Source organism: Bradyrhizobium arachidis, from assembly GCF_015291705.1.
Lineage (GTDB): Bacteria > Pseudomonadota > Alphaproteobacteria > Rhizobiales > Xanthobacteraceae > Bradyrhizobium > Bradyrhizobium arachidis.
In genome coordinates this window covers 9,398,419-9,422,843 of record NZ_CP030050.1, presented here as the reverse complement: position 1 = coordinate 9,422,843, position 24,425 = coordinate 9,398,419, and the positions used below count along the sequence as shown (strand labels likewise).

The window sequence follows — 24,425 nt, the reverse complement described above, 5'->3', positions numbered from 1 at the left end:
GGCCTTGCGCACTGACGCGCACCTGACGTCGCGCAGCCGCCAGGTGGCACGATAGTGCTCGACTTTGGATTAACCCCGTTCCCGCAAAGGGATATTGTCTGCTTGCATGCCACGGCGGGTCGGGAAAGAATTGACCGAGGCCCCGGACCGGCTTACTGGCCGGTGATTGCCAGCAAGAGAACGATGAACGCTCCCTCGACCCATCTCGTCATTGCCGATGACCATCCCCTGTTCCGCGATGCGCTGCGGCAGGCGGTGGCGGGCGTCCTGACCTCTGCCAGGATCGACGAGGCCGGATCGTTCGAGGATCTGACCAGGCTTCTGGAACAGGCCTCCGACGTCGATCTGATCCTGCTCGACCTGTCGATGCCCGGGATCTCCGGCTTTTCCGGCCTGATCTATCTGCGCGCGCAATATCCGGCGATCCCGGTGGTGATCGTCTCGGCCTCCGACGACAATGCCACGATCCGCCGCTCGCTCGATTTCGGCGCCTCCGGCTTCATTCCGAAGCGGTTCGGCGTCGAGACCTTGCGCGACGCCATCCTCAAGGTGATGGAGGGCGACGTCTGGGTTCCCGCCGACACCGACCTGTCCGCCGCTGCCGATCCCGACATGACGCGCCTGCGCGACCGCCTGGTGACGCTGACGCCGCAGCAGGTGCGGGTGCTGATGATGCTGTCGGAAGGCCTCCTCAACAAGCAGATCGCCTATGAGCTCGGCGTGTCCGAGGCCACCATCAAGGCGCATGTCTCGGCGATCCTGCAAAAGCTCGGCGTCGAGAGCCGGACGCAGGCCGTGATCGCCGCCGCCAAGATCGCCGGCGGCCAATGGAAGCAGGGCACCCCGACGGGGTAGAACATGATCCGGAAAAGTGCGCAGCGGTTTTCCGAAAAGATCATGCTCAAACAATAACCTAAAGCGCAATGACGATTCGTCCTGATCTCGTCGCGCTTTAGTCCGCTACAGCGTTGCCAGCAGCACGCCGGCCGCCCTGATATCAGCCGTCTCGGAGCCATCGGCAAAACCTTCGAGCGCCGTCTGGAGCAATTGCCTTGCGTCCTTGCGGCTGCGCCATTCAGCGAGAAGCTGCGCAAGATCAATCGCCACTCGCAGCTCCCAGGCTTTCGCGCCCTTGTCGCGGCTGAGCTTCAGCGATCGCATGAGGCAGGCCTCAGCGTCGCCGGTGTTCGGCTCCGGTAGCGACAGCAATATCTTGGCCTTCATGCGCAGCAGCTCGGGCATGTAGAGATGGTCGCCGCTCTGTTCGACGAGGCCGATGGCATCGTCGATCAGGCTCGCGGCCCGTTCGATCTGGCCGAGCGCCAGCAGGCCGTGGACCTGAGCGATGTTGAACGTCGTGGTGAGCAGCTCGTAACCGGCGTCGTGAAGCTCGCGCAGGCAGGCTGTGATCGTCTCGACACCGACCGCGGCATCGCCGCGCCGGATCGCGATTTCGCCTTTGACGCCGCGGCCAACCGCGAGATAGGGGCCCATCGAGCGCGAATTGGCATGGGCAATGAAGCGGTCGATGTTCTCTTCCGCGCTGTCGAGGTTTCCGTTCCAGAGATCGATCGAGACCAGCCATATCAGCGCGATGCAGAGCGTGATCGGATGGTCCATCTGCGCGGCATCATCGACCGTCTGTCGCGCCAGTCGCTGTGCATCCTCGGACCGGCCCTGCAACCAAAGCTCGCGCGCGAGCGAGATGCCGGCCCGGTTGCGGTGATCGAAGCCGTGGATCGTGCTGATCCGCTCCGTGCCCGGGCCTTGCCAAGCCGCCTCCAGCATGGTCAGCGCGTCGCGATGCTCGCCGGCCAGATGCAAGGAGACACCCAGGAGCGACCTTGCGAGGGCAATTGAAGCAGCATCGCCGAGGGCTTCGGCGACCTTGAGGCTCTGCTGGGCGTAGCCGAGCGCGGCGTCGAAACGTCCCATCCGTTCGTGGAAGATATGCATGCGGCCAAGCAGCTGGAGCTGGTTCGGCGCATCGCCGCGAGCCTCGGCGATCGCGAGACTTCTCTCCAGTGCCCCACGCGCCGCCTCGCTGCCGCCGCGCGTGAACATCAAGGTCAGGCCGAGCGCGGCCTGGACGTGCATTTCCTCGGCGCTGCCGCGCGTTGACGGATCAATCGCAAGCAGTGCCCGTTCCGACCAGCGCCGGCATTCGATGAGCAGCGACATCGCCAGGAACATCGGGGATGCCGATGCCGCGAGCGCGATGCCGATGCCCGCATCGCCGCTCGCGCCAAAGCACCAGTCGAGCGCGGCGCGCACATTGTGAAGCGCGGAGAAATGGATCGCGCGCTCGTCGGCGCTCGGTATGGTGGCCCATATCGCGCCAGCCTGTTCCAACCATCGCCGATAGTAGGTTGCGTGGCGGGCCGCGAGTGCCGCCTCATCAGGTTCGATCTCGAGCAGATAGGCCCGCGTCGTGTCGAGCAGGCGATAGCGCATCATGGCGCCGATGGGGCGCGGCGCGACCATCGACTTGGCGACGAGGCTGTCGATGGCGTCGAATAGGCGGGAGCGGTCGACGCGCTCGTCCGGCACGACTTCCAGCGCGGCGTCGATGGTGAAGTGGCCTGCGAAGACCGCGAGGCGGCGCAACACGAGACGCTCGGTGTCGGACAAGAGGCCGTAGCTCCAGTCCAGCGTCGCTTGCAACGTCTTCTGGCGAGGCGGCGCGGTGCGCTGGCCCTGCCAGAGCAGATTGAGGCGCTCGTCGAGCAGCGTGGCCGTCTGCTCCAGGCCGTAGGCATCGACCCGGCCCGCGGCGAGCTCGATCGCCAGCGCCATGCCGTCGAGCCTGCGGCAGATGTTCGCGACGATCGCGGCATTGGCATCGTCGTGCGCGATCTGCGCGCCGCCGGCTGACGCCCGCTCGAGGAAAAGCTGGAGCGCTGGATAGGTCTGTGCTGTCGCTGCCGTCAGCTCGGTGCCGTCGGGCGGAACGGCAAGCGGCGCCAGCCGATAGACTTGCTCGCCCTCGACGCGCAGGGCTTCGCGGCTCGTGGCGAGGATATGGACATGCGGCGCGGCGTGGAAAATCTCCGCTGCGAGAGACGCCGCAGCGGAGATGACATGCTCGCAATTGTCCAGGATCAGCAGCATCCGCTTGTCCTGCAGATGGGCAAGCAACGCGGGCAGCGGGTCGTCGGCCTGCGCCGGCAGACCCAGCATCAGCAAGATCGAGGTGATCACGAGATCGGGATCGCTGAGCGCAGCAAGGTCAACGAAGTGCGCGGCGTCCGAGAATGTCTCGAGCAGGTCGTGAGCGATCGCCACCGCGACAGCGGTCTTGCCGACACCGCCGGGACCGGCGATCGTGACGAATCGTGAAGTCGTGAGCCTGTCCGAGATGGCTGCGATGGCATCATCACGCCCGACCATCCGCTGCAGCCGGTTGGGAAGTTTCACCGGCGGCAGTTCGCGCCGCGGTGCTGGGCGGCGTTCTGCGGGAATCTCCACTTGCGAGATCGCCGCCACGAAGCAATAGCCGCGGCCGGAGAGCGTGGTGATGTAGCGCGCGCCGTCTTTCCCGTCGCCGAGGGCTTTGCGAAGCGCTGCAATGTGGAAGCGCAGATTGGCTTCCTCGACGGCCATGCCGGGCCAGACCTGCGCCATCAGCTCCCATTTGCTGATGACCTCGTTCGGCCGCGACATCAGCGCGATCAGCGTATCGAAGCTCTTGGCGCCCATCGGCAGCGCGACGCCGCCGCGCATGACGAGCCGCTCATGCGGCGTCACGGTGAATGGCCCGAACGACAATGTCGATGCCGCGGGCGCGGCCGGCTCAGTCATCACGAAATCTTGCTCATTTGCAGGACCGCATAACGAGCGGACGTCGATCCGGCAAGACCGGCTTTGCATCGGCATCAGACCTCGTCTGTAGGGCCTCCCTGACCGGGTTCCCTGCCGGTCTCACAATTTCTCACAACTCCCAACGGGCGCGCCGCGGAGGTGGCTGCTAGTCAGATGCGCGACGGCAAGGAGACTTTCATGACACAAGCGACAAAGCTGATCTATACGGCGAGGACCCACACCAGCGGCGGACGAGGGGATGGCATGTCCCGCAGCTCCGACGGCCGCCTGGATGTCAAATTGTCGCCGCCGGGCGGAGCAGGCGTCGGCACCAACCCCGAGCAGTTGTTCGCGGCGGGCTGGTCGGCATGTTTCGAAGGCGCCATGGAGATCGCCGCGCGGAAGCGGAAAATCGTGCTTCCCAGGAAAAGTGCGATCGATGCGGAAATCGACCTTCTGCACGACGATGGCACTTTCGCCCTGCGGGCGCGCCTCAATGTCAGCCTGCCGGGCCTCGATCACGAGGTCGCGCGCGGCATCGTCGATGAGGCGCACCAGACCTGTCCTTATTCCGCGGCCGTGCGCGGCAACATCGAGGTCACGGTCGCACTGATCTGACCATCACCAACCACGAACCGGGTAGCACCATCATGAAGCAGCTCATCGACCAGCATCGTCGCAAGTTTTTTGGCGTCGCCGCAGGGGCCGTCGCCGTCGGCCTCGGCGTGATCGACCTCGCCGTTGCCCAGACGGAGGCGCAGCGATCCCAGGCATCGAACGCGTCCTTCGGTCCGATCAAGCAGATCGATGCCGGCGTCCTCAACGTCGGCTATGCCGAGGCTGGCCCGTCGAACGGTCCCGTCGCGATCCTGCTGCACGGCTGGCCCTACGACATTCACGCCTTCGTCGATGTCGCGCCGATCCTGGCAAAGGCCGGCTATCGCGTCATCATCCCCTATTTGCGTGGTTACGGTTCGACGCAGTTTCTCTCCGGCGAGACGCCGCGTAACGGCGAGCCCGCCGCGATGGCCGTCGACATCATCGCGCTGATGGACAAGCTCGACATCAAGACGGCTGTCGTCGCCGGCTTCGACTGGGGCGCACGCACCGCCGACATCATCGCTGCGCTGTGGCCGGACCGCTGCCGCGCGCTGGTGTCGGTCAGCGGCTATCTGATCTCGAGCCAGGCAGCCGGAAATGTGCCGCTGCCGCCGTCGGCCGAACTGCAATGGTGGTACCAGTTCTATTTCGCGACCGAGCGCGGCCGCGCCGGATACGAGAAGTACACGCATGATTTCGCAAAACTGATCTGGAAGCTCGCCTCACCGCAATGGAAGTTCGACGACGCGACGTTCGACCGCAGCGCGGCGGCGCTCGACAACAAGGATCATGTCGCGATCACGATCCACAATTACCGCTGGCGGCTCGGGCTCGCCCAGGGCGAAGCGAAGTACGAAGAGATCGAAAAGAAGCTCGCCGCAGCGCCGGTGATCCGCGTGCCGGCGATCACGATGGAGGGCGACGCCAACGGCGCGCCGCACCCCGATCCCAGCGCCTATGCCAAGAAGTTCGAGGGCCGGTACGACTTCCGCCTGATCACCGGCGGTATCGGTCACAATCTGCCTCAGGAAGCGCCGCAAGCCTTTGCCAAGGCCGTCATCGACGCCGACGGCGCCTGAGCATTCATCCAATGCCCCGGTCCAGCACGTCTGGACCGGGGACGTGCCGTGATCCCGCTTGAAGAAACGTCATGATGCCAACCGAATCTGAAAACAAGAGATTCTCATTCTCCACGGTGATCGTGCTCGCCGTGCTGCTTCTCGTCGTTCTCCTGACGAGTGTGCCATATCTGGTCTCGATCGCGCTCGCGGAAGGCGGCGCGGCGGCCGACGCCTCGCCGATCTTCGGTGTCACGATTCCGCCCGGCTACAAGCAGTGGGAACTGATCGCGCCGGCCGAAGAAGCCGCGCCGCTCGACGAGCTTCGCGCCGTGGTCGGCAACCAGATCGCAATCGAGGCCTATCAGGCCGGAAAACTTCCGTTCCCCGACGGCACCATTCTGGTCAAGCGCGCCTGGAAGCGGAAACAGTCGCCCGAGTTCGCATCCGCGACGATCCCCGGCGCCGCCACCACAGTGCAGGTGATGGTCAAGGATTCCAAGAAGTATGCCTCGACCGGTGGCTGGGGCTTTGGCCGCTTCGCCAATGGCAAGCCGGTGGATGAGGCCCAGCACCGCACCTGCTGGGGCTGCCACGAGGCCCGCGCCAAGAGCCGGGACTACGTCTTCACGCGGCTCGCGCCTTGAGATCTTGCGGAGGCTGGCATGAAGACCTGGTTTATCAGCGGCAGCTCGCGCGGGCTTGGCCGTGCCATCACCGAAGCCGTGCTCGCGGCGGGCGACCAGGTGGTTGCCACGGCTCGGAGCCTCGGCCCGCTCGAGCCCTTGCGGGAACGTTTCGGAGAAAGACTGCGGCTCGCAAGGCTTGATGTCACCGACGAGGCCGCCGCTCAGGCGGCGATCGATCTTGCCGTGACGGCATTCGGCGGCCTCGACGTGGTCGTCAACAACGCAGGCTTCGGCGACCTCGGATCGGTCGAGGATACCAGCCTGGAGTCCTTTCGGCAGCAGATCGAGGCGAATCTCATCGGCACAATCATCGTCACCAAGGCGGCGATTCCCGTCCTGCGCCGGCAGCGTCGCGGGCACATCATGCAGGTCTCGTCCGTCGGTGGCCGGATCGGCGCGCCGGCCCGCGCACCTTATTCGGCGGCGAAATGGGGGATCGAAGGCTTTTCGGAATCGTTGGCGCGCGAGATGGCGCTGATCGGTGTGCATGTGACGATCGTCGAGCCCGGCGGTTTCCGGACGGGCTTTGCTCAGGCCGCGCATGACACCGACGAGGGGCGTCCGGAGTACGACGCGGTGGTCGGCGCCGCCGTCCGGATGCAGCGTGATTACGATGGCCGCCAGCCGGGCGACCCGGCCAAGGCCGCGGCTGTCGTGCTGAAGCTTGCCAACATGGATCGCCCGCCTCTGCGGATTGCGCTCGGGAGTGATGCCGTCAACGCCATCGCAGCGACCGATCGCCAGCGCCTCGAAGAGCTCGAGAGGTGGCGCGCGCTGAGCGTCTCGACCGACTACTGACCGCGTCTCATTCCGCCGCCACCATCTGCTGCGTCCGCCACTGGCCGAGCAGGGCGCGGAGCGAGGCCGGCTTCACCGGCTTGTTGAGCACTGCGATCTTTTCATCGCGCGCGGCGACCTGCACCGCGGGGCTGCGGTCGGCGGTGATCAGGATCGCGGGGATGGTGTCGCCGAAGCGGCGGCGGATGTCGCGGATGGCTGCGATGCCGTTGCCGCGGTCGAGATGATAGTCGACGAGCAGGCCGGTGACGCGGCGGCCGGCTTTTTCGATCGCCGCGATCGCGCCTTCGGGATCGGCGACCGCGATCACCTCGGCGTCCCAGGCTTTCAGCAGTGTACGCATGCCGTCGAGGATCGCCGCGTCGTTCTCGATGCAGACGATCAGGGCGCCCGAGATCGGCGTGCGCGCCAGCGGCGTCGCGCTGGTCACGGCGGCCGTATGCGTGACCGCCTTCGCCGTCGGCACCGTCACCGAGAACACCGAGCCGCCGCTCTTGTTGCCGTCGATGGCGATGCCGTGCTTGAGCACGCGCGCCAGCCGTTCGACGATCGAGAGGCCGAGCCCGAGGCCGCGCGCGATCCGCGCGCCCTGCTCGAGGCGGTGGAATTCCTTGAAGATCTCGGCGCGCTTGGCTGAGGGAATGCCGACGCCGGTGTCGTAGACGCAGATCTTGAGCGAGGGGCCGCGGCGGTGGCAGCCGACCAGCACGCGCCCGCGCGGGGTGTACTTGATGGCGTTGGAGATCAGGTTCTGGAGCAGGCGCCGCAGCAGCAGGCGGTCGGATTCGACGGGAAGCGAGCAGGGCACGAAGGCGAGCGCGAGGCCCTTGGCGCGCGCGATCGGCGCGAACTCGATCTCCAGCGAGCGCATCAGATCCGCCATCCTGAAGCTCGAGATCGAGGTCGTCATCGCGCCGGCATCGAGCCTGGAGATGTCGAGCAGCGCGCCGAGGATCTCCTCGATGGCTTGCAGCGATTCGTCGATGTTCTCGACCAGCCGCGTCTCCTCGCCGCTGTGCTGGCGCTCGACGAGGCTCGTGATGTAGAGCCGCGCCGCGTTCAGCGGCTGGAGAATGTCGTGGCTGGCCGCTGCAAGAAAGCGTGTCTTGGAGCTGCTGGCATCCTCCGCCGCACTCTTGGCCAGCGCCAGCTCGGAGTTCAGCCGCGTCAATTCCTCGGTGCGGTCGCGCACGCGCTTTTCCAGCGACGCATTGGCGCGCTCCAGCGCTTCAGCGGCCTCGAAGGTCGGCGTGACGTCGGTGAAGGTGATGACGAAGCCGCCGCCGGGCATCCGGTTGGTGAGTACCTCGATCACCATGTGGCGTTCCGGCAGGCGCTCCAGATAGGGCTCGCTGTCGGTGGTGTAGGCGACGAGCCGCTGCTCGATCATCGCCTCGCGCTCGGTGTCGCCCGCCGAATCGCTCACGCCCATGAATTCCAGGATCTCGCGCAAGGGCGTGCCGAACTGGATGAAATGCGGGGGAACGTTGAGGAGCTCGCCGAACTGCCGGTTGGAACAGATCAGCTGCAGATCGGCGTCGAACACCGCGATGCCCTGGCGCACATGGTTGAGCGCGGTCTGGAGGATCTCGCGGTTGAAATGCAGCGCGGCGTGCGAATCGTCGAGCAGTTTCAGCGCGGCTTTCGCCGACACCGTGCGCTTGCGCAGCAGCAGCGACATCACGAGGCGCGAGGAGGCCGCACCGATCGAGGAAGCGATCAGGTGCTCGGCGTGCTGCAGCAGCTCGAAATCGGCGGGCGCCGCAGGCTCCAGCCGCACGTTGCGTCTGGCGGAGAAGGCCTCGAACGAATGCCGCGCGCGGTCCGGCCCGAGATATTGCGCGACCGTGGTCTGGATGTCCTGCACCGTGACGGTGGTGCGCCAGCGGCGGAAGCTCGGCGAGATCGGCGCCAGCGTGTTGGGCACAAACAGGTCGGCCTGCACCAGCTCGATCGAGGACGGCTGGCGCGCCAGCGACAGCAGCACATAGGTGAGGATGTTGAGCGACAGCGACCAGATCACGCCATGCATCAGCGGCGGCAGGTCGGCGCCGAACAAGGCCTGCGGCCGCAGCGCCTCGATTCCGAACGGGCCGTGCTGGAGCAGCAGGATGCCTGTGGTCGAGGAATCCATGAAGCTCGGCATGAACAGCGTGTAGAGCCACACCGCGAAGCCGACCATCATGCCGCCGATTGCGCCGCGCGCGGTCCCCCGCCGCCACAACAGACCGCCGAAGAAGCTCGGTGCAAGCTGGGCGATGGCGGCAAAGGAGAGCAGGCCGATTGCCGCGAGCTGGGTGTTGCCGAGCGCGCGGTAGTAGAAATACGCCATCACCATGATGGCGAAGATCGCAAGGCGCCGCGAGCGCAGCAGGAAGTCGCTGAAATCGGCCCCGCCGGTGCGTCCCTCCGGCCGCCGTTGCAGCACCAAGGGCACCACGAGGTCGTTCGAGACCATGATCGACAGCGCGACGCATTCGACGATCACCATCGCGGTTGCCGCCGACAGGCCGCCGACGAAGATGGCGACGCTGAGCAGGTCCGCGCCCCCCTCCATCGGCAGCGCCAGCACGTACATGTCCGGCTCGGCCGTGCCGAACGGGAAGGTGACGAGGCCGGCGAGCGCGATCGGAATCACGAACACGTTGATGGCGACGAGATAGAGCGGGAACAGCCAGCGCGCGCGGCCGACCTCGGCATCGGATGAATTCTCCACCACGCTGACGTGGAACTGGCGCGGCAGCAGCATCACCGCGCAGAGCGACAGCAGCGTCATGGTCAGGAAGTTGCCGATCGACGGCGAATAGTTGATGGCGCGCACCGCCTCCGGCGTCTTCATCGCGCGCTCGATCAATTCATGCGGCGAGAACATCCAGAAGGTGACGAAGATGCCGGCGGCGAGAAAGGCGACCAGCTTGACGATGGATTCGGTCGCGACCGCCAGCATCAATCCGTGCTGGTGCTCGGTGGCATCGGTCTGGCGCGTGCCGAACAGCACGGCGAAGGCCGCCATCGCCAGCGTCACCATCAGCGCCATGTCGCCGAGGATCGGGATGTGGGAGAACGCCTGGTCCTCGCTGAGGATGGTTTCGAGCGAGGAGGCGACCGCCTTGAGCTGGAGTGCGATGTAGGGCACCGAGCCGATGATCGCGATCAGCGCCACGGTCGCCGCCACCGCCTGGCTCTTGCCGTAGCGCGCGCCGATGAAGTCCGCGATCGAGGTGATGTTGTGGGTCTTGGCGAGCTGGATCACGCGGCGGAGCACGCCGGCCCCGAGCCCGATCATCAGGATCGGGCCGACATAGATCGCGAGGAAGTCGGTCGAGGTGCGGGTGGCGAAGCCGACCGAGCCGAAGAAGGTCCAGGAGGTGCAGTAGATCGCCAGCGACAGCGGATAGATCAGTCCGGACGCGCGGCCGGGCCCCGCCGGCGAGCGGCGGTCACCATGGCTCGCCACCAGGAACAGAAAGCCGATATAGCCGAAGGCGGCGGCGATCACGCCCCAGTCGTGCAGCATGGCGAGCGTGCTTCTCCCTGGGCGCGGTAGCGCCCGATCTTCCGAAGGCGCGCGAGGCGCCCGATCTCATTTTCCCTGCAAATCTAGCGCGTTGGGCCGGTGGAGGCGACAGCGAAATGGCGGGCGGGAGTGGGAACTGGCGGTGTCGTTAAGGTGCGCCGCCCGGGGCGTTCTTGGCCCACCGAGAGAGCCCCCTTGTGGCACCCCTCTCCCTGACCCTCCCCCGCAAGGGGGGAGGGAACGGAGAGAGTGCCGATTGTCGCGGCGGCGACGAGCCGGAGTTGGGGCGACAGATCAACGTGAGGTAGGCACGCCTGCCTCGTTCCCTCCCCCCTTGCGGGGGAGGGTCGGGGAGAGGGGTAACTCCAGAGACGGTGCGGGTTGGGTTAGGGAGAGCAGAAAGCGCCTACTCCGCCGCCAGCGACTTCTCGCGCAGCGGCAGGCCGAGGCGGTCCCACACTTGCAGCAGCGCTTCGGCGAGCTGATCGATCAGGCCGTCGTCATGATAGGGCGAGGGCGTGATGCGCAGCCGCTCCGTGCCCTTGGCGACGGTCGGATAGTTGATCGGCTGGATGTAGATGCCGTGCTCCTCGAGCAGCAGGTCGGACGCCTGCTTGCACTTCTCGGGATCGCCGACGAACAGCGGCACGATGTGGGTGTCGTTCGACATCACCGGCAGGCCGGCGGCATTCAGGATCGCCTTGGTGCGGGCGGCGCGGTCCTGATGGCGCTCGCGCTCCCAGCTCGAGGTCTTCAGATGCTTGATCGCGGCGGTCGCGGCCGAGCAGATCGCCGGCGGCAGCGCGGTGGTGAAGATGAAGCCCGGCGCGTAGGAGCGCACCGCGTCGATGATCTGGCCGTTGGCGGCGATGTAGCCGCCGAGGCAGCCGAACGCCTTGGCGAGCGTGCCTTCGAGGATGTCGATACGGTGCATGACGCCGTCACGCTCGGCAACACCCCCGCCGCGCGGGCCGTACATGCCGACGGCGTGGACCTCGTCGACATAGGTCATGGCGCCGTACTTCTCGGCGAGATCGCAGATCTTTGCGAGCGGCGCGACGTCGCCGTCCATCGAATAAAGGCTTTCGCAGGCGATCAGCTTCGGCCGGGTCGGACCCGCAGCCTTCAGCTTCTCTTCGAGATTAGCCAGATCGTTGTGGCGGAACACGACGCGCTCGCAGCCGGACTGGCGGATGCCTTCGATCATCGAATTGTGGTTGAGCTCGTCCGACAGGATGAGGCAGTTCGGAATGAGTTTTGCGATCGTCGCGATGCCGGTCTGGTTCGAGACGTAGCCCGAGGTGAACAGCAGCGCGGCTTCCTTGCCGTGGAGGTCGGCGAGCTCGGCCTCGAGCTGCACCAGCGGATGATGCGTGCCGGCGATGTTGCGGGTGCCGCCAGCGCCGGTGCCGACGCGGGTCGCGGTCTCGACCATGGCGCCGACCACCTTCGGGTGCTGGCCCATGCCGAGATAATCGTTGGAGCACCAGATCACGACGTCGCGCTTGCCCTTGGGCGAGTGCCAGACCGCGTGCGGGAACCGGCCGGCGGTGCGCTCCAGATCGGCGAACACGCGGTAGCGCCGCTCGGTGTGGAGACGATCGAGGGCGGAATTGAAGAACTGGCTGTAATCCATCGGCAAAACCTGAGACGGAACTGACCAAAAGGGCGCATCTTCTTAGAGCTTTTCCAGCTCCAATGTCTATGCGCTATCCCACATTTAGGCGTGAGGGGCATTTGGGCAAAATGCCCTATCGTGCGATTTGAAACTTGATCCCGATCAAGCTCGCGCGAGGTACAATGCTGCTCCGCACCATCCGCTGCGGTGCTGACGGTGTGCTTTCTCGCCCCGCAAGCTGGGAGAGGTGAAGAAGCCCCTCACGTCGTCCTGAACTGGAGCACGCCGTCCTTCGTCTCCGCCGTCAGCCGGCCCTCGACGATCATGTAGTTGACGTGGGCGACGAGCTCGCCGGCGGCAAAGCCCATCTGATGCTCGTCGAGCACGTGCTTGTTGAACACGACGGGCACCAGGGCGCGCGAGGTCTGCGGCACCTCGCGGCAGGCCTCCGCGATCAGGCGGCAGCGTTCCTCGTGATGGTCGGCGAGCTGCTTGATGCGCGTCTTGAGGCCGTAGAACGGCACGCCATGGCCGGGCAGCACCAGCAAGTCATAGGGCAGGGTGGTGGTGAGGCTCGCGAGCGAAGCCAGATATTCGCCGAGCGAGTTCTGGTCGGGCTCGACCGCCCACACGCTGACATTGGGCGAGATCTTGCTCAGCACCTGGTCGGCGGAGAGGAACAGCTTGTCGTCGGCGCAATACAACATCACCTGATCGAGCGCGTGGCCGCCGCCGGTGATCACCTTGAAGCGGCGCGTGCCGATCACGATCTCGTCGCCATGCGAGATGCGGCGGTAGGACGGCGGCAGCACCGACACCTGCTTGAGATAATCCTGGCCGCGGCCGAGCAGCTTTTCGGTGAGCGATTCGTCCATGCCGTGACGACGGAAGAACAGGCGCTGCGCGTTGCGCCCCTCTTCGGTGCCGCGGTTCTGATGATAGACCGATTGCAGATATTCGACCTGCGACATCATCAGCGGGCAGCCGAAGCGCTCCACGATCCAGCCCGCGAGCCCGACATGATCGGGATGCGAATGCGTCACGATCAGGCGCGTGATGTTGACGCCCTTCAGCGGCCCGTCGAACAGCCTGGTCCAGGCCTCGATCGTCTCCTCATTGCCGAAGCCGGCATCGACCATCGCATAGCCGTCGCCATCGGCGAGTAGATAGATGTTCACGTGGTTGAGGCGGAACGGCAGCTTCAGCCGCGCCCATAGCACGCCGGGGCGCACCTCGACGACCTCTTCGTGGCCGGGATGCTGGTCCCAGGGATAGCGCAAGGCCTCGGCCGAGGACTGCACAGTGTCGATTTTCGCGTTCATGCTACCGGCTTAAACCCAGCGCGGGCGAGGCGCCAGCCGAAAAAGGCTGGGCCGTGGTCTCCGCATGGCGGTCATACCGGACGGTGTATTTCCGTGTGCCGGTTGAAGCCTGCCAAAAACGCAGTCATTCCGGGGCGCGCGTGAGCGCGAACCCGCAAATCTGGAGGTTGTCGCGCGAGCTTCCGGGTTCGGCGCGACGCGCCGTCCCGGAATGACAATCAGGCCGCCCGCATATTGTTGAGGAACGCGTCGATCTCTCCGCGCAGCATGTCGGCCTCGCGGCGGAGCGCGTCCGACGCACTCAACACCTCGCCTGCTGCCGCGCCAGCCTCGGCCGAGGCGGTGGAGACGCCGACGATGTTGCTGGAGACCTCGCTGGTGCCCCCCGCAGCATGCTGGATGTTGCGCGCGATCTCGCGGGTGGCCGCGCCCTGTTCCTCGACTGCGGCCGCGATCGTGGTGGTGACGTCGTTGATCTCGCCGATGATCCGGCCGATGCCCTGGATCGCACCGACCGCGGAGGTCGTGACCTGCTGCATGCTGGCGATCTGGGTGCGGATTTCTTCCGTTGCCTTGGCGGTCTGGCTCGCGAGGCTCTTCACCTCGGAGGCGACCACCGCGAAGCCGCGGCCGGCCTCGCCCGCGCGCGCCGCTTCGATGGTGGCGTTGAGTGCGAGCAGATTGGTCTGCGAGGCGATGGTCTGGATCAGGTCGACGACGACGCTGATGCGGCTTGCGCTGTCGGCAAGGCTCTGCACCGTGGTGTCGGTGGCACCGGCCTCATCGACGGCCTTCTTGGCGATCGCGGCGGAGGTGACGACCTGCTTGCTGATCTCCTCGATCGAGGACGACAGCTGCTCGGTGCCCGATGACACGGTCTGCACGTTGACCGAGGTCTCTTCCGCGGCGGAAGCGACCGCGTTCACCAGCGCGTTGGACTGATCGGCGGTATTCGACATGCTCTGTGCGGTCGACTGCATCGAATTGGCCGATTGCGCCAGATTGTCGAGCGCGGTTCGCACCGTGCCCTCGAATTCCGCGATCCTGGCTTCCACATGGGCGGCGCGTTCGGCCTTGGCGACGCGATCCTTGTCTTGCTCGCTCGCCAACGCGCGGGCTTCGATCATGCTGGCGCGGAACACCGTCAGCGTTTCCTTCATCGCGCCGATCTCGTCATTCTGCCGGGAGCGGACGATCTCGGTGTCGAGGTCGCCGGCCGAGAGCAGTTGCATGGCGCGCTGAAGCTCGCGGATGCGGCGGAGAATGTTGCGGCCGACATAGAGCCAGACGAACAGCGCGGAGCCGACCAGCATCAGCGCGCCTAGGGCCAGCATGACCGAGGTCGCGAGCGAAGTCTCCTGCCGCGCCTGGAAGGTCGAGGCGTTGGTCTCCTTCTGCACGCCGTCGACGAGCTGCTGCACGCTGATGCCGAGGCCCACATTGAGCTTGCGCGTCTCGTCCAGGATGGTCTGGCCGTAGTCGATGGAGTCGAGCTCCTTCTCGCGCAGATTGAACACGCCGGTCTTGCCGGTGCCGAGCGCGAGCAGCTTTTCCGCTGTCGCGCGCAGCATCTTGTTGCCCTCATTGTCCGGCAGCAGATCGAGGTTCGACCGCAGGCGTCCTTGGGCCGTCTTGAATTCCTTCTGGATGTCGTCGAGCTTGTCGCTCGTGCTCGCCGACAGCGCGGCGCTCATGTCGGCGGCCGCGAGATTGCCGCTGGCGACGACGTTGCCGAGCTGGCCGACGGTCTGTGCCGCTTCGGTGGCATCTTCGGCCGACAGGTTTGCCGAGCCGAGAATGGCGTTGACGCGGGTCTGCGCCTCCAGCATCGCCGGACTGGCCGCGCCGACGAACGCGCCCTGCGCGTTGCGCAGCGCGTCGTATTGCTTGTCATGGAGCGCCGCGATGTCCAGCCGTTCGCGGGCGGCCTTGGCCAGGCTCTGGGCCGCCTCGTTGATGCTCTTCATCGTCTCGCTGAGTCCGGTGACGACGGACTTGTCGCCGCCGAGCTCGATGATCTCGTTGAGCTTCTGCTGCGTCTGCTCCTGCAATTCCTTGAGCTTCTTGGTGCGCTCGTTGAGCGCTTCCTCGCTTTGAGCTGCAAGCAGGGCCGGTCCCTGTGCCGCAAGGCTCGCGCTCAGGGCCGACAATTGCAGGCTGGCGGCAAGGCGCGGAATGTCCCGCCCGCTCAGCTCGGTCATGCGTCCGCCGAGATTCTGCAGCGCGAGGCCGGCGCCGGCTGCAATCACGAGGCCCATGCCTGCGATCACGCCGAAGGCCGCGAACAGGCTGCCGCGCACGCCCCATTTCGGCATTTTGACGCGAGGCTTGAATCGACCGAGCAAACGGCCAACGCCCAGACGGATCGCCATCGAAAATTCCCCCACGCTCTTGCTTCTGTTTTGTGGCGGGCAGTATCCGCGGGGCCGGTTAAAAAATCGCAATTGGTGCAATTGCTTGCATTGGTTCCGCAGAGCGAAAAAAGAAGGGCCGGCGCGAACGCCAGCCCTTGGTCGGGATAAGACTTTGCTAACCGATCAATAGCGCGCGACGGCCGGGCTCGCCCAATTGAAGCGGTAGTTGACGCCCGCCTTGACGGTGTGGTCGTCGGTGGTGAAGTTGCCGGTGCCCGCCAGCGGGCCCCCGGTGAAGTGCGCATCGCCGAAATTGTAGTACTGGTACTCGGCCTTGGCCGACCAGTTCGGGGCGAACATGTACTCGATGCCCGCGCCAACGGTGTAGCCGTTCTTGTGATCGCCATCGATGACGAAGGCGGTCGGCATGCCGCCGACGGTCACCTTCTCGTTGTTGTTGGAATAGGCGTAGCCGCCCTTCACATAGACGAGACCCGGACCCCAGGTGTAGCCGACGCGGCCGGTGAGCGAGCCGAGGCCGCGCTGGTCGTTGGTGTAGGCGATACCGCCCGGAAACACCGCGCCGACGCTGCCGGAGAGCCAGGAATACTGGCCTTCGACGCCGACCACGAAGTTCGGATTGAACTGCCAGTCCGCGCCGACCTGCACGCCGCCGAGGAAACGGCCGTTGCCGTTGTTGCCGGTGGAGAGGCCGTTGAAATTGTTGTCGCTGGAGAACGCGCCGCCGACATGGCCGCCGATATAGAAACCGGTCCAGTTGTAGATCGGTGCGGCATAGGCCGGGGCTGGCGCCTTGTAGTAGTTGCGGTTACCGAGATCGGCGCCGAGCGCCGGCGCGGCAGCGCCCGCCACGAGCAGCGCGACGGTCGCAATCAGAATCTTCTTCATAGTCCAAACTCCAACACTAAAGGTCCCCAGCAGGCGCGCTGTCCGCGCCGCGTTGGTTTTGCAGATAGCTCGCTTTTGTCGAAAATGCTGTCACATCCGTGGCACAGCGGCACCCAACCTAACGTATTGGGCTGCAAATGATCTTCGTGCTTAATGGCGGCTTAAGAAATGCTGAAGGAAGGCTTAATTCACAGCCGATCGAGCAACCTTCGCACGGCTTTCGTTAACCAAGACGCCGCCGCGCTTCGTCGCGCATCTGCTCGCGGAACGCGGCGCGCCTGGCCGGCCGGTCTTCCTCGCGCACGTCGTGACGATCGAAGATGTCGAACTTCTCCATGATCGGATAGCGCTCGCTGGCCATCGCGAGCACGCGGAGCACCTTGGTCGCAGACGGCGACGGCCCGCTCACCTCCCAGCGCCGGATGGTGTCGGCGCCGCCCTTCTCCGGCAATCCGCAAAGCTTTGCCATATCGGCCGCGGTGAGCTTCCGTCCGAGGGCATCGGAGAGGTCGTTGCGGAGCTGCTTCAGTTCGGCGCCGGTCATGCTGCTTTTCGTCCAGGGACATCACTGAAGGCAATGCACTAGCGCTGATTCGGGTCCATCCGAAGGCGGCTGTCCGCGACAATCTCATCCATCGCGCCCTGCCAGGGCGATGCAATCGACCTCGACGTCGAACGGCCCTGGCCACGACGGCACGTGAACGAAGATGCGTGCAGGCGAATGGTCCTGGAAGTAACGGGCGTAGACCTCGTTGAACGCGGCGAAATGCGCCGGATCGGGCGTGCAGTAGACATTGCACTTGATCACCTCGGCCAGCGATGACCCCGCCGCTTCCAGGCAGCGCTGCATCTGGTCGAGCACGATCTCGGCCTGCCGCGCGAACGGCAGCAGCCTGACCTCGCCCGTGTCAGGGTCGAACGGCGGCAGGCCGGACAGATAGACCAGGCCTCCGGCGACGACGACCGGGTAGATCGGGCCTTTGCGGCGGCGCTCCAGATAGCTCGATATCGGCTCCACGCGAATTCTCTTCATATGGCTTCTCCCGGATTGCAGACGGCCACCGTAGTGTGTGCGCAGTGCCAAATGGTTCGGCCGCCGCCAAACCATTGCCGTTGTCGCGCGAGGGCCGCCGCGATACCGTCTCGCCATGGTCGCAGCGGCAAACATGGTCGAGGTGGCAGCGCTGGTCGGCGACACCGCGCGGGCCACGATGCTCGCGGCGCTGATGGGCGGGCAGGCGCTGACCGCAAGCGAACTCGCCTCGCGCGCGCGGATATCGCGATCGACGGCCAGCGGACATCTCGGCAAGCTGGTCGGCGCTCGGCTGCTCGCCGTGACGCAGAAGCGCCGCAACCGCTACTACCGCATCGCCTCGCCGCTCGTTGCCAGAATGCTGGAGGGTATCAAGGCGGTCGCGGCCATCGAGCTTCCGCAGCGCGACCAGCCACGCTCGCTCACCGACGACAGGCTTCGCTTCGCGCGCACCTGCTATGACCATCTGGCCGGTTATCTCGGGGTCGCCATCGCCGACGCGCTCATCGCCAAAGGGCACGTCGTCCTGACCGATGACGGCGGCGAGGTGACGGCTTCAGGGACGGACTTCCTCGCCGCGTTCGGCGCGGCGCCGGCCCTGAAATCCGGGAGCCGGCGCATCTTCTGCCGGCCTTGTCTCGACTGGAGCGAGCGTCGCTATCACATTGCCGGTCACATCGGTGCGGAGATCCACCGTTGCTGCCTCGAGCGCGGCTGGCTGAGGCGGGACCGCGACAGCCGGATCGTGCGCATCACGCCGGCCGGGCAGATCGGCCTAACCAAGACATTCGGCATCGACCTCGGCGCCAGCCGCGGTCCGGCGCATTCGCCCGCGCACGGAGTTATGAACGCGTGCCTATGGACATCCGCCGGCGAATGAACACATGGCACAAGGGGCTCCCACCGACCGAGGGATCAACCATGACCAGCATGAAACTCGCCATTGCCGCGCTCATCACGACCGGACTGCTTGCCGCGCCCTATGCGGCTGAAGCGAAGAAGCACCGGTCCAGCCGGCACTACAGCACCAGCATGGTGGCCCCGACCTATCGTGGCGTCGGCGCGCCGGTCGCGCAGCCCGGGACGTCTTACGGCTCGTCCGGACAGACGGTCGGTACGGTCACTGCGCCGTCGATCGGAACGTACAACTGGCCGTCGGTCGGCGTGACCAATTCGGTGCCGACCTGGAGCAACACCACCCGATAGGGCCGATCTGGATCAGCGCGGTCCCGTCGCGAGGCCCGAGAGCAGGTAGAGCGCGACCAGCAACGTTCCGACCGACAGCATCGTCGTGACCGAGACCGTGGCCGCAACCAGCCTCTCCTCGACCTTGTGCTCGTGCGCCAGCACATACACGGTCTTGGCCGTGGGCACGGCCGCGCAGATGACGGCGGCGACCGTGTAGAGCGGGTTGAGGCCCAGCATCACGCAAAGCCCGTAGACGAGCAGCGGCATGATCACCAGCTTGACGGCGGCGAGTGCGAACGATGCCTTCAGGTTCGAGCGAAGGCCTTCGACCGACAGGCCGAGGCCGATGGCAAACAGCGCGCACGGTGTGAGCGCGGCCGCGATCATGTTCAGATAGGCCGCAACGGCTGCTGGAATCGGCAAGCCCGTGATCGACCAGACGAGCCCGATGAGGGTCGACAGCACCATCGGATTGAGCAGGATCTGCCTTGCGAGGCCGGCGGAATGCGCAGGCCCGCGCGCGTCCCGCTCCAGCAGGATGACGGTGATCGGAAACATCACGGCGGCCACGAACACCGTCGCCACCGCGGCAGGCAGCACGGCGGGCTGGCCGTAGATCGCATGCAGGATCGGCAGCGCGACGAAGCCGGTATTGGTCATCGCCGCCGCCATGCCATGGATCGTGCTGCTGGCGAGATCATGCTTTCCGCGAACAGCGACGAAGACCAGCGCGAAACAGACGAGGGAGCCGCCGCCGAAGGCGAGCAGGAAGCGCCATTCCAGCAGGTTGCGCGCCGGCTCCTGGGCGATGGTGACGATCAGCAGTGCCGGCATCGCCACGTTGTAGGCGAAATGCACCAGCGCATCGGCGAGCGAGCGCGAGAGATAGCCGAGCTCGCCGGCGAGCCACCCGGTGACGATGATCGCGAATACGGGAAGAACGAGGCTGGCGACCTCCATCCGATTTCCCCCTGCTGCCAATGGCGCAGGAGAGGTTACTCCGGCAATGGATTGTCGTCACCGTGTTCGAGCCGTTCCTGGCTCGAAAGATCGTCGGTTATATCAGCCCTGACGGCCCGCCGGGCCGGACCGTTCGGGGAAGCGGCCGCGCGCTTAAATGCCCCGGCCGTTCTGTTGACCGATCACGCAGCGCCATGCGGCGAGCCGTTCGGCCGGATGCTGGTTCATCCATTCGGCGAGCTGCGGCGCGCCCATCAGGCAGGATTGCACCGAGACCTGCGCAAAGTCCGAGCTGGTCACGAGCTGCTCGTGACAATTGGTCGGAGAGGCGAGGCTGCAAAGCACGGCGATGATCTTGATCATGCGAGGTTGCCCCTGTCGCTCTGGCGCGCATTGGCTCCGCTCGACTGATCGCCGGCCGGATCAGCCGGCGGGAAGATGCTGTCGTAAATCGCGCGCGCTTCCTGGATGAGGCGAAGACGTTCGCGCTCAGACTTTGACACAAACTGAATAACCTGGCCCATGTCGGCCTCCAATATGATCCTCGATCCATCATCAGATGATGGAAATCATTCCATCGGGATATGGGATGCAGGGTTCGTCTTTGCAGCGGTGCAGGCGGTCACAAGGGATAAAAAGCCCGTGACCGATCCGTTCCTAAGCGGAACGTAATACCTCAGCGACGTCCCGCCTCACGCCGCATTAGCCGCTTCCGGCATCGTGATGGCGTGCCGCGGCACATTTTCGCGGGCGTGGAGTTGTACAGTCGTTCAATGCACGAGCGGTTCGACCTGAACGATCAAGGGAACGCGTTCGAAAGGATCAGTCATGACAAGAACAAGACGCGCTATCGCCACACTTCTCACACTTGGATTGGCGGCGGTGCCGCTCGCCGCAAGCGCCCAGACGTCGGCGGGCTCACAAAGCAACACGCGGCTCAGCCCGGGCGTGCCGGCACAACAGGGCACATACGGAAGTTCGGGACAAACTACCGGAACGGTCACCGCGCCATCGGTCGGAACGTCTAACCAGCCGTCCGTCGGTGTGACCAACTCGGTCCCCAACTGGAACAATACGAACCCTCCGGCCAAACGATAGTCGCGATTTGCGGCGTTACGCTGCCGGCGCACGCTCCGTCCGTCCCGGCACCGCCGCGAGCAGCTCGCGCGTATAGGGATGCTCCGGTGCGGCGAAGAGCTGCGCGGTCGGCTTCAGCTCGACGATGGCGCCGCGTTGCATCACCGCGATGCGGTCGCAGATTTGAGCCGCGACGCGTAAGTCGTGGGTGATGAACAGCATCGAGAGGCCGAGGCGCGCCTTGAGATCTTCGAGCAGCTTCAAGACTTGCGCCTGCACGGAGACGTCGAGGGCGGAGACGGCTTCGTCCGCGACGATGATCTCGGGCTCGAGCGCGAGCGCGCGCGCAATGCCGATGCGCTGGCGCTGGCCGCCGGAGAATTCGTGCGGATAGCGTTCGAGCGCGCCGGCATCCAAGCCGACCATCTTGAGGAGATCGCGGGCGCGGTCGAACGCCACCTTGGGATCGGTGCCGGCCGCGATCGGGCCGTCGGCGATGATGTGGCCGATCTTGCGACGCGGATTGAGCGAGGCGAACGGATCCTGGAAGATCATCTGGATGCGATGGCGCTCGGTGCGCAGCGCCTTGCCTGAGAGCTGTGTGAGGTCGGTCTCGCCGATCCGCACCGTGCCGCGGTCGGCCTCGATCAGCCGCATCACCAGCCGCGCGACCGACGATTTGCCGGAGCCGGATTCGCCAACGAGGCCGAGCGTCTCGCCCTTGAGGATGTTGAAATTGACGGCGCGCGCGGCATCGACGCGGCGATCCTCGCGAAACCAGCCGCCCGAGGTGACGTAGGTCTTGTCCAGCCCGATCACCTCGACGGCCCGTGCCTGGTCGTCGAGGGGCGCGCGCGCCGGCGGGTCCATCGACGGCACGGCGGCGAGCAGCGCCTTGGTGTAGTCGTGTTGCGGCTCGTTGAAGACGGTCGCGGCGGGGCCTTCCTCGACGATCTTGCCGTGCCTGAGAACCACAACTTGATCGGCGATGTCGGCGACGACGCCAAAGTCATGGGTGATGAACATCACCGCCATGTTGCGGTTACGCTGGAGGTTGCGGATCAGCTTCAGGATTTGCGCCTGCGTGGTGACGTCGAGCGCGGTGGTCGGCTCGTCCGCGACCAGCACGGCCGGCTCGAGCGCCAGCGCCATCGCGATCATGGCGCGCTGGCGTTGGCCGCCGGAGAGCTGGTGCGGATAGGCGCGCACGATTCTTTCAGGGTCCGGCAGGCCGACCTCCCGCGCCAGCGACAATGCCTTCGCGCGCCGCTCCTTTGGCGTCAGCAGGCCGTGGGCCTCGAACATCTCCGCCATCTGGTCGCCGATCCGCATCAACGGATTGAGCGCGGTCATCGGCTCCTGAAAGATCATCGCGAGCCGGCGGCCGCGCAGATCGCGCCAGTCGTCGTCATCGAGCTTGAGCAGGTCGCGGCCTTCGAACTGGATCTCACCTGATGTGACCGAGACAGTGTCCGGCAACAGGCCCATCAGCGCATGCGCGCACATCGACTTGCCAGAGCCGGACTCGCCGACGACGCAGACGATCTTGCCAGGCCGCAAGTCGAGCGAAACGCCGTCGACGGCGAAGGGACGCTCGGCGCCCTTGGGCAGCGCGATGCGCAAGTTCTTGATGGAGACGGCGGGCGGGGCGGTCATCATCAGCGTCCCTCCCGCGACAGGCGCGGATTGAGCGCGTCATTGAGGCCTTCGCCGATCAGATTGAGGCCGAGCACCGAGATCAGGATCGCGACGCCGGGAAACACCGTGATCCACCAGGCCTGGCGGATCACGGTGCGGCCGGCGCCGACCATGTAGCCCCAGGAGATCAGGTTGGGATCGCCAAGGCCGAGGAACGCCAGCGAGGATTCCAGCAGGATCGCGGTCGCCACCATGAGCGAAGCCAGCACGATCACCGGCGACAGCGCATTCGGCAGAATCTCGCGCAGGATGATCCAGCTGTTGCTCTGGCCTGTAACGATTGCGGCCTGGACATATTCGCGCGTGCGCAACGACAGCACTTCGCCGCGCACGAGGCGGGCGACTGGTGGCCAGCTCACCACCGCGATCGAGGCCACGATCGAATAGATCGAGGGCTGCAGGATCGCGACCAGCACGATCGCGAGCGCGAAGCTCGGGATGGTCTGGAAGAATTCGGTGAAGCGCATCAGGGCGTCGTCGACCTTGCCGCCGAAATAGCCGGCCATGGCGCCGATGGGCACGCCGACGACGAGTGCGACCAGCGTGGAGACGAGCCCCACCAGCAGCGAGACGCGGGCGCCAAAGATCATGCCGGCGAACACGTCGCGGCCGAGCGCGTCGGTCCCGAGCGGCACGGTCGAGAGCGTGAACGGCGGCAGAAACGGCCGCTGCACCATGCGCCAGGGCGAGTTCGGGAACAGCATCGGTCCGAACACCGCGACCGAGATCGCGAAGAGGAGGATGACGAGCCCGATGACGCCGCTCGGGCTTCTCAGCATCGATTTCCAGAACTGTTTCATGAGGCGAATTCGATGCGCGGGTCGACCAGGCGATAGACCAGGTCGGTGATGAGGTTGAAGATCAGCACCATGGCGGAGCAGATCACGAAGACGCCGAGCAGGAGGTTGTAGTCGCGCTGCAGCAGCGCGTCGTACATCAGGCGCCCGATGCCGGGCCAGGCGAACACGGTCTCGGTGATGACGGCGCCGCCGATCAACGTGCCGGAATGCACGCCGGCCAGCGTCACGACCGGCAGCAGCGCGTTGCGCAGCACATGACGGCGCTGGATCACGGCATCGGAGAGGCCTTTCGCACGCGCCGTCTTGACGAAGTCGAGCCGCTTGACCTCTAGCATCGAGGCGCGCGTCATGCGGGTGTAGGTCGCCATGAAGAACAGGCCGAGCGTCATCGCCGGCATGATCAGGTGCTTTGCGACGTCGACCGCATGGGCAAGCCCGGTGTAGTTGGCGCCGACCGTCTCGTAACCGAAGCTCGGCAGCCAATCCATGGTGACCGAGAACAAGAGGATGCCCATCAGCGCCACCCAGAAGATCGGCATGGCATAGAAGATCAGCGCGAACACGGTGATCGCCGTATCGAGGAAGGTCCCGGCAAAGCGCGCGGCGAAGGTGCCGAAGAGAACGCCGAGCGCGAGTGAGATTGCGAACGCCGTCAGCGTCAGCAGCAGCGTCGCCGGTAGCCGCTCGCCGATCAGCTTTGCGACCGGCGCCTGCTGGCGGAAGGAGAAGCCGAGGTCGAGGGAGACGACGCCCTTGACGTAGATGAAGAGCTGCTCGGGCAGCGGCTTGTCGAGGCCGAACTTTTCGCGGAGCTGCTTGACGAAGACCTGGTCGCTGGCTCCGGCTTCGCCCGCCATCACGACCGCGGGATCGCCGGGCGCAAGGCGGATCAGGAAGAAATTGAGGACGACGATCGCGAGCAGGACGATCACGCCCTTGAGGACACGCTGGGCAACGAAGGAGAGCATCTTAGAAAGTCATCTTGGTGAGGTGTCCAGGAGCG

At 65.6% G+C, this 24,425-nt stretch carries 22 protein-coding genes; 8 read left to right on the top strand and 14 right to left on the bottom strand.

What is annotated here, in order from left to right; translation table 11 throughout:
- The first annotated feature begins 183 nt into the window (after nucleotides 1-183).
- Entirely contained in the window at nucleotides 184-855 is a 672-nt protein-coding gene (locus WN72_RS44460) for a response regulator (protein ID WP_027561979.1), read from the top strand.
- 105 nt (nucleotides 856-960) lie between these two features.
- Here the strand turns inward: WN72_RS44460 and WN72_RS44455 are convergent, their stop codons facing one another.
- Nucleotides 961-3,801: an ATP-binding protein gene (locus tag WN72_RS44455; protein ID WP_092212289.1), complete on the bottom strand. Its 2,841-nt coding sequence runs from the start codon at nucleotides 3,799-3,801 to the stop codon at nucleotides 961-963.
- A 198-nt stretch (nucleotides 3,802-3,999) separates the two neighbouring features.
- Between WN72_RS44455 and WN72_RS44450 the strand changes: the two genes are divergently transcribed.
- The 4 genes from WN72_RS44450 (at nucleotide 4,000) to WN72_RS44435 (ending at nucleotide 6,946) form a co-directional block, all read left to right on the top strand.
- Nucleotides 4,000-4,419 (top strand): organic hydroperoxide resistance protein, encoded by a 420-nt coding sequence (locus WN72_RS44450; protein ID WP_092212424.1) that lies wholly within the window; start codon nucleotides 4,000-4,002, stop codon nucleotides 4,417-4,419.
- A 32-nt stretch (nucleotides 4,420-4,451) separates the two neighbouring features.
- Entirely contained in the window at nucleotides 4,452-5,480 is a 1,029-nt protein-coding gene (locus tag WN72_RS44445; RefSeq protein ID WP_092212291.1) for an alpha/beta fold hydrolase, read from the top strand.
- A 71-nt stretch (nucleotides 5,481-5,551) separates the two neighbouring features.
- Nucleotides 5,552-6,106, top strand: a complete 555-nt coding sequence (locus WN72_RS44440; RefSeq protein WP_027561983.1) for a cytochrome P460 family protein — start codon at nucleotides 5,552-5,554, stop codon at nucleotides 6,104-6,106.
- A gap of 18 nt (nucleotides 6,107-6,124) precedes the next feature.
- The gene (locus WN72_RS44435; RefSeq protein WP_027561984.1) at nucleotides 6,125-6,946 is read left to right on the top strand and encodes an SDR family NAD(P)-dependent oxidoreductase; all 822 of its coding nucleotides are present in this window, start codon (nucleotides 6,125-6,127) and stop codon (nucleotides 6,944-6,946) included.
- A gap of 7 nt (nucleotides 6,947-6,953) precedes the next feature.
- Here the strand turns inward: WN72_RS44435 and WN72_RS44430 are convergent, their stop codons facing one another.
- The 7 genes from WN72_RS44430 to WN72_RS44400 all read right to left on the bottom strand — a co-directional run bounded on the left by WN72_RS44430 (nucleotide 6,954) and on the right by WN72_RS44400 (nucleotide 17,699).
- On the bottom strand, nucleotides 6,954-10,463 hold the full coding sequence (locus WN72_RS44430) for a PAS domain-containing hybrid sensor histidine kinase/response regulator (protein ID WP_092212293.1): 3,510 nt from the start codon (nucleotides 10,461-10,463) through the stop codon (nucleotides 6,954-6,956).
- A gap of 406 nt (nucleotides 10,464-10,869) precedes the next feature.
- A complete protein-coding gene (gene hemA, locus WN72_RS44425; RefSeq protein WP_092212295.1) occupies nucleotides 10,870-12,099 on the bottom strand; it encodes a 5-aminolevulinate synthase in 1,230 nt (409 codons plus the stop codon).
- Nucleotides 12,100-12,341: 242 nt separating this feature from the next.
- The gene (locus WN72_RS44420) at nucleotides 12,342-13,403 is read right to left on the bottom strand and encodes an MBL fold metallo-hydrolase (RefSeq protein WP_092212297.1); all 1,062 of its coding nucleotides are present in this window, start codon (nucleotides 13,401-13,403) and stop codon (nucleotides 12,342-12,344) included.
- Nucleotides 13,404-13,621: 218 nt separating this feature from the next.
- Nucleotides 13,622-15,775 (bottom strand): methyl-accepting chemotaxis protein, encoded by a 2,154-nt coding sequence (locus WN72_RS44415; RefSeq protein WP_092212299.1) that lies wholly within the window; start codon nucleotides 15,773-15,775, stop codon nucleotides 13,622-13,624.
- A gap of 165 nt (nucleotides 15,776-15,940) precedes the next feature.
- On the bottom strand, nucleotides 15,941-16,666 hold the full coding sequence (locus WN72_RS44410; protein WP_092212301.1) for an outer membrane protein: 726 nt from the start codon (nucleotides 16,664-16,666) through the stop codon (nucleotides 15,941-15,943).
- Between the two features lie 223 nt (nucleotides 16,667-16,889).
- The gene (locus WN72_RS44405; RefSeq protein ID WP_027561990.1) at nucleotides 16,890-17,210 is read right to left on the bottom strand and encodes a helix-turn-helix domain-containing protein; all 321 of its coding nucleotides are present in this window, start codon (nucleotides 17,208-17,210) and stop codon (nucleotides 16,890-16,892) included.
- A gap of 84 nt (nucleotides 17,211-17,294) precedes the next feature.
- On the bottom strand, nucleotides 17,295-17,699 hold the full coding sequence (locus tag WN72_RS44400; protein ID WP_092212303.1) for a RidA family protein: 405 nt from the start codon (nucleotides 17,697-17,699) through the stop codon (nucleotides 17,295-17,297).
- Nucleotides 17,700-17,814: 115 nt separating this feature from the next.
- Between WN72_RS44400 and WN72_RS44395 the strand changes: the two genes are divergently transcribed.
- Together WN72_RS44395 and WN72_RS44390 are read left to right on the top strand one after the other, a co-directional pair.
- Complete coding sequence (locus WN72_RS44395; RefSeq protein WP_092212426.1) at nucleotides 17,815-18,579, top strand: ArsR/SmtB family transcription factor; 765 nt, start codon at nucleotides 17,815-17,817, stop codon at nucleotides 18,577-18,579.
- 41 nt (nucleotides 18,580-18,620) lie between these two features.
- Entirely contained in the window at nucleotides 18,621-18,905 is a 285-nt protein-coding gene (locus tag WN72_RS44390) for a hypothetical protein (protein WP_092212305.1), read from the top strand.
- A 12-nt stretch (nucleotides 18,906-18,917) separates the two neighbouring features.
- On the opposite strand, the gene WN72_RS44385 is transcribed toward WN72_RS44390, so the two are convergent.
- The 3 genes from WN72_RS44385 to WN72_RS44375 all read right to left on the bottom strand — a co-directional run bounded on the left by WN72_RS44385 (nucleotide 18,918) and on the right by WN72_RS44375 (nucleotide 20,383).
- The gene (locus WN72_RS44385) at nucleotides 18,918-19,847 is read right to left on the bottom strand and encodes an AEC family transporter (RefSeq protein ID WP_027561993.1); all 930 of its coding nucleotides are present in this window, start codon (nucleotides 19,845-19,847) and stop codon (nucleotides 18,918-18,920) included.
- 153 nt (nucleotides 19,848-20,000) lie between these two features.
- A complete protein-coding gene (locus WN72_RS44380; RefSeq protein ID WP_027561994.1) occupies nucleotides 20,001-20,210 on the bottom strand; it encodes a hypothetical protein in 210 nt (69 codons plus the stop codon).
- Complete coding sequence (locus tag WN72_RS44375; RefSeq protein ID WP_156950906.1) at nucleotides 20,207-20,383, bottom strand: hypothetical protein; 177 nt, start codon at nucleotides 20,381-20,383, stop codon at nucleotides 20,207-20,209. The genes WN72_RS44380 and WN72_RS44375 overlap by 4 nt, the downstream gene beginning before the upstream one ends.
- Nucleotides 20,384-20,675: 292 nt before the next feature.
- Here WN72_RS44375 and WN72_RS47950 point away from each other — a divergent pair, with 292 nt between their 5' ends.
- A complete protein-coding gene (locus tag WN72_RS47950) occupies nucleotides 20,676-20,945 on the top strand; it encodes a hypothetical protein (RefSeq protein ID WP_084334632.1) in 270 nt (89 codons plus the stop codon).
- A gap of 15 nt (nucleotides 20,946-20,960) precedes the next feature.
- On the opposite strand, the gene WN72_RS44370 is transcribed toward WN72_RS47950, so the two are convergent.
- Genes WN72_RS44370 through WN72_RS44360 form a run of 3 tightly spaced genes read right to left on the bottom strand, consistent with a single transcriptional unit; the run spans nucleotide 20,961 to nucleotide 24,390 of the window.
- Nucleotides 20,961-22,580: an ABC transporter ATP-binding protein gene (locus WN72_RS44370; protein ID WP_092212428.1), complete on the bottom strand. Its 1,620-nt coding sequence runs from the start codon at nucleotides 22,578-22,580 to the stop codon at nucleotides 20,961-20,963.
- 2 nt (nucleotides 22,581-22,582) lie between these two features.
- Nucleotides 22,583-23,422, bottom strand: a complete 840-nt coding sequence (locus tag WN72_RS44365) for an ABC transporter permease (protein WP_027561997.1) — start codon at nucleotides 23,420-23,422, stop codon at nucleotides 22,583-22,585.
- Nucleotides 23,419-24,390 carry an ABC transporter permease gene (locus tag WN72_RS44360; protein WP_027561998.1) on the bottom strand — a complete coding sequence of 324 codons (972 nt, stop codon included), beginning with the start codon at nucleotides 24,388-24,390 and terminating at the stop codon, nucleotides 23,419-23,421. The genes WN72_RS44365 and WN72_RS44360 overlap by 4 nt, the downstream gene beginning before the upstream one ends.
- Nucleotides 24,391-24,425 lie beyond the last annotated feature (35 nt).